The organism is Alteromonas sp. (genome assembly GCF_984505615.1).
This window is the reverse complement of the sequence record NZ_CFHOXV010000063.1, coordinates 5,899-11,722: the sequence shown is the minus strand read 5'-3', so window position 1 is coordinate 11,722 and position 5,824 is coordinate 5,899. Positions and strand designations below refer to the sequence as shown.

Below are 5,824 nucleotides of genomic sequence, written 5' to 3'. Positions count from 1 at the left end.
ACCTGACGTTGCCAATCCTGAACATCAACCCGATCACCGATCTGGCCAGTGACACCCCGTTGATTTCAGGTACCTCTGACGAAATCGGCGGTATCGTAACCATCGATATCACGGATGGTAACGGTGATACCCAAAGCTTCAACGCCACAGTTCTCGGTGACGGTACCTGGTCCGCCAACGTACCCATGGCGATTTCAGAAGGCTTGCTGGATGTGAACGTGTCGGTACTGGATGCAGCAGGTAATGTTGCTACGGTGAACACCTCCGGCCTGATTGACCTGACGTTGCCAATCCTGAACATCAACCCGATCACTGATCTGGCAAGCGACACGCCGTTGATTTCAGGTACCTCTGACGAAATCGGCGCACTGGTAACCATCGATATCACAGACGGAAACGGTGATACCCAGAGCTTCAATGCGACAGTTCTCGGCGACGGCACCTGGGCAGCCAACGTACCTGTGGCGATTTCAGAAGGCTTGCTGGATGTGAACGTGTCGGTACTGGATGCGGCAGGCAATGTGGCCACGGTGAATACCTCCGGCCTGATTGACCTGACGTTGCCAATCCTGAACATCAACCCGATCACCGATCTGGCCAGTGACACACCGCTTATCAGCGGTACGTCTGACGAAATCGGCGCACTGGTTACCATCGACATTACTGACGGCAACGGCGACACGCAGAGCTTCAACGCGACAGTTCTCGGCGACGGTACCTGGTCTGCCAACGTGCCTATGGCAATTTCAGAAGGCTTGCTGGATGTGAACGTGTCGGTACTGGATGCAGCGGGCAATGTGGCTACGGTGAACACCTCCGGCCTCATCGACCTGACGCTACCAATTCTGAACGTGAATGCCATTAGTGACCTCGCCAGCGACACGCCACTCATCAGCGGTACGTCTGACGAGATCGGTGCCCTGGTAACCATCGACATCACGGACGGTAACGGCGATACCCAGAGCTTCAATGCGACAGTTCTCGGCGACGGTACCTGGTCCGCCAACGTACCCATGGCAATTTCAGAAGGCTTACTGGATGTGAACGTGTCGGTGCTGGATGCCGCGGGCAATGTGGCCACGGTGAATACCTCCGGCCTGATTGACCTGACGTTGCCAATCCTGAACATTAACCCGATTGCGGATCTGACCAGCAGTACGCCGTTGATTTCCGGTACCTCTGATGAAATCGGCGCTCTTGTCAGTATTGCTGTGACGGATGGTAATGGGGATACCCAGAGCTTCAACGCCACAGTTCTCGGTGATGGCACCTGGTCGGCGACTGTGCCAACCGCCATTTCAGAGGGCTTGCTGGATGTAAATGTGTCGGTGCTGGATGATGCCGGCAATCTGGCAACTGTCAGCACCTCAGGATTAATTGACCTGACACTGCCCATCCTGACCGTTGACGCAATTGGTTTCACTAACGATTTAACACCAACCATCTCAGGTACATCTGATGAAATTGGTGCGACGGTGACCATTGAAACAGAAGATGCATTGGGCGCAACCCAGGCGCTGACAACGACGGTAGCCGGTGACGGCACTTACACGCTGGATATCCCCACCGATGTGGCGGAAGGTATTCTGAATGTAAATGTGTCAGTGCTGGATGTGGCCGGCAACCTGAGTCAGGTAGCTCTGAGTGGAGAGGTAGATGTCACTCCGCCACCGCTGACGGTCACTCAGGTTCCGACAATAGCCGATCCATTTGTTTCAGGCACCACCGATCCCGAATTGGAAGGTCTTGCGGTTAATATTGACCTTACCGCCAATATATTGGGAATTGAACAAACGGTATCAGTAACTGCGACAGTCGCCGAAGACGGCACCTGGACGTATGGCCCATTCCTGGACCTGGGCGTTGGCCCACTGTCATTGACCGCATCTATTACTGATGCTGCCGGAAACGCGACATCGGTAAACGAGAGCGGAAGCTTGTCTGTGCTGGAAGGTTTCCTCAGCAGTCCAAGTTCTGATTCCGGGGACTCCGGCGACTCCGGCTCGCTTCTGTCAGTGAACCTTGGCCCGTTAAGTATCGATATCTAAGGAAATATAGAAAAAACAAAGGGTGTGCTTCACAGCACACCCTTTTTATTTAAAGAACATTTCGAGAATGTATGACAGGTCCAGGTATTTATCTAACATTTCGCTGTTGACCGGCAAAACACGGTACTGCAAGCCTATGACCGGCTTTCCTGCTAACCACGGATGAGTCTGAACAGCACTTCGCATTTCTAACTCAATTTTTCTGACGTCATCTTCCGAATAATCCAGCATAACAACGCCTATCAGTTCGTCAGAAAACTGAAAAGGAACACACCCCGGAATCAACGAAAAAACGGATTTATTAAGAAAGTTTTTTAATTCGTCCGACTGAGTGATATCGCCATTAATACCGTTGAAAGAAAACCTTAGTGTTGTGAGTTTACATTCTAAGCGGTCAGCAGATTGGGCAAGCAAGCGCACATGCTCAATAAAAAACTGGCTTCCGGCAAACCCGTAATCGTCTCTGATTCGTTCACTTTCTGAGCGGCGGAGCAGAGAATCATTTAATAGCTTTACCTGGGAGAGCTCTGAATGCACTTCATCCAGTCTTCTTTGCAGATGTTCATATTTTATTTGAAGGCCGAGCAACTCCTGTTGCCTTTCCATGACCCTTGTCATGTCAAGATGGCATCCCAGCAACCTTACCGGCTCACCCTCATTGGAATAAATGGCAATACCGCGACAGCGTACCCACACGATTGTGCCGTTTTTGTGCCAGTATCTGACAACCTGATCGTAAGGATGTTTCGGGTTTTTCAGGTGAAGCTCGAGATTGCGTTTGGCGACAGCAAGATCTTCAGGAAAAATGATATCCTGCCATTCAGTAATTTTGTGCTCTTTAAATTCCGGGTCGTAACCAAAAAGACGCCAGAACTTCGGGCTCATCCACTCATTTTCAGGGTCGGTTAAATCCCAGTACCAAAGGCCGTCTACAACATCATCCTGAAAAAATTCGAACATTAATTTGTCGCGTTGCAACAAATTGAGCAGTTCCTTTTCAAGGTAATGCTGTCCTTGCTCCAGCATGGCATCCCGGTGGAGTGAATCACTCATTGATGTAATTCAACAATAGAGATAATCACGCCTTTTGCACTGTCGCCAATCTTATACTGACTGACGGTTACCTCGTAACGCTGCGCGGTACTGTCATCCTGATAGACTTCCTTTACAGTAGATTTCTGACCACGATTAACCTGGGAAACGAGCTCATCTAATGCAGTCAGCGGCTTCTTAAACGACAAATCTCTGAAATCCCGGTTAATATCAAAATCAATAATATTCACATATTGCTTCATTGCATGTGTGAATCTTCTGATTTTGAGATCGCTGTTAAGAAACAGCACTGCCAGATGGGTGGCAATCATCAGATTCTCTAAGTCATTGTTGATGTCCGTCAGCTCAACAATTTTTTGCTGGTACTCACTGTTTACCGTATAGAGTTCTTCGTTTACCGATTGCAGCTCTTCGTTGGTTGACTGCAGTTCTTCATTAGCTGCCATCAACTCTTCATTGCTCGACTGTAACTCTTCACTGGTTGTATCTAAGTCTTCCAGCGCTTCACGATAAAGCTTCTGACACTCTATCAGAGCATTATCCAGTTCTTCTATGCGTTTAACTGTCTGCTCGCTACGCTTATAGGTGATGTCTGAATCCGGTGATGGTTGCATTGAACCCGGTACGAAACTTATAGCGACAAAAACATTATCAGGCCCGTTTTCATTAAAACTGAAACAACGCAAGGACCAGCGCTCCGTTTCAGTTACTCTGATGTCTTCCATGAATACCGAGATATTTTCTCGTAATACCTGATGGGCAGCTGATATGGCCTGACCTGATAAATCGTCTCTCAATACATCGGATAAATCATGGGTAACCAAACCCGGCCGCAAAGGTGCTGTGAAGGCGGTCGTATCGCCGTAGCTGTATATAACCCGCAATTTTGTATCTGTAATTAATGTCGGAGGCAGGTAAGCTTCCATCATTGCCTGTCTGCCAACGGCTGCAGACTTGCGATCTACCTCAATGCGCTTATTCGGAGAACTCAAATAGTGAGATACAGATTTTGGCTTGTAATGCCGGTTCTGAAAAGGCTTTGCAGAATGAATCTGGGAGGAAGGCACCTTTATATCTTTGGCTTTCTGATAGATGCGGTTGCGCTGATCGGTAAAGTCAAAATAGATACTGAAGCTTCCCGGAGATTCCGCACTTCCTAATATGAGGTAGCCTTTCACTTTCAACGCAAAATGGAAAAACGCCATCACTTTTTGTTGCGCTGCATTTTGTAAATAAATAAGCGTGTTACGGCAACTCACCAGATTCATATTGGAAAATGGCGGATCCTGAATCAGGTTGTGGGTGGCAAACACCACCATATTTCTGATTTCTTTAGTCACCTGGTAACTGCCGTCATTCAGTAAATTAAAATACCGCGCAATGAACTCTGAAGACATTTCAGAAGAAATACTGCCGGGATAAATTCCATTCGCGGCAAACGCTACGGCAGACTGATCAATATCGCTGGCAAACAGTGTAACCTGACGCTCCACTTTTAGTTCCTGCATTGCCTCAGAAAACAGGATGGCATAAGAATAAGCTTCTTCGCCGGTAGAACACCCCGGAACCCATACACGAATGGTGTCATCTTTCGATGTTTCAAGCACCATAGGCTTTACAACATCTTCATACAACCTTTCCCATACCTCAGCGTCCCTGAAGAACTGAGTGACACCAATGAGCAAATCTTGTTTTACCAGCTCAACTTCATCCGGTGTGCCGTTTAAGTATTCCCAGTATTCAAGCAAAGTATGCTTGCTGTTAATGCTCATTCTGTGCTCAATACGGCGGGAGACCGTAGATTCTTTGTAAGCACGAAAATCCAGTTCGGTGCGATCGTTAATTAAACCAAGAATGTCGTCGAGTACTTTAGAATTCTTAGATAAGTGCTCACGAAATTTACTGGGTTGCTCCCGCACCAGCGGATGCTCGATGAAACGTCGTAACTGTTCCGGGATCTCCTGAATATTCAGCACGAAATCCACAGAGCCGGTATTGATTGCATTTAACGGCATGCCATCAAAACGCGCCTCTGCGGGATTCTGGGCGATGACCATCGCTCCCATTTCTTTTAACGACAAAATGCCACGGCTACCGTCGGAGCCAGTACCGGATAGTATGATACCTATCGCGCGATTCTGTACGTCTTCTGCGATGGTTCTGAACAATTCGTTAATGGGGAGATTTATGCGGTTGTCAGGGGGTAAATCAGACAGGTAAATGCATCCTTCAGCCACCCTCATCAGTTTGCCAGCCGGTATGAGGTAAACCGTATCAGGTTTCAGTTTTTCTCCCTCTACGGCCTGGTGCACAGCCATTTTTGTATTTTTACTTAACAGCTCATCCATCATCGACTTAAAGTCAGGAGATAAATGCTGAGCAATGACATACGATGCACCTAGATTGTCGGGCAGCACACTGAAGAGTTCCTGCAGAGCCTCAAGCCCCCCGGCCGATGCTCCTATGCCTACAATGTATTGCGCTTCCTTTTCCGTTGCTCTCTTTTCCATTTTCCGTTCCCGATAGACACCCGTGTCAGGTTACACATGGCTGACTGTTAAGCATTTTTATTAGTGTATCCGAATCCCGTGGCTTAGAAAAATAAAACCCCTGAAAAAGCTGGGCACCAAGATTTCTGCAGAGATGGAACTGTTCCTCTGTTTCCACACCTTCAGCCAGAATTTGTAAATCAAGGCTCTTCCCCATCGCGATCATTGCCGTCA

At 48.1% G+C, this 5,824-nt stretch carries 4 protein-coding genes; 1 reads left to right on the top strand and 3 read right to left on the bottom strand.

Features of this window, described 5'->3' with window-relative positions:
* The coding region (locus AC4PME_RS19735) for a beta strand repeat-containing protein (protein ID WP_491529729.1) at positions 1–2,048 on the top strand (2,048 nt) is incomplete at its 5' end.
* A gap of 45 nt (positions 2,049–2,093) precedes the next feature.
* On the opposite strand, the gene AC4PME_RS19730 is transcribed toward AC4PME_RS19735, so the two are convergent.
* The 3 genes from AC4PME_RS19730 to AC4PME_RS19720 form a co-directional block, all read right to left on the bottom strand.
* Entirely contained in the window at positions 2,094–3,101 is a 1,008-nt protein-coding gene (locus AC4PME_RS19730) for a PAS domain-containing protein (protein WP_491226182.1), read from the bottom strand.
* Entirely contained in the window at positions 3,098–5,611 is a 2,514-nt protein-coding gene (locus tag AC4PME_RS19725) for a chemotaxis protein CheB (RefSeq protein WP_491226181.1), read from the bottom strand. Before AC4PME_RS19725 ends, AC4PME_RS19730 begins: the two co-directional genes overlap by 4 nt.
* A gap of 25 nt (positions 5,612–5,636) precedes the next feature.
* Positions 5,637–5,824: EAL domain-containing protein (locus AC4PME_RS19720; RefSeq protein WP_491529728.1), on the bottom strand; the 188-nt coding region annotated here is incomplete at its 5' end.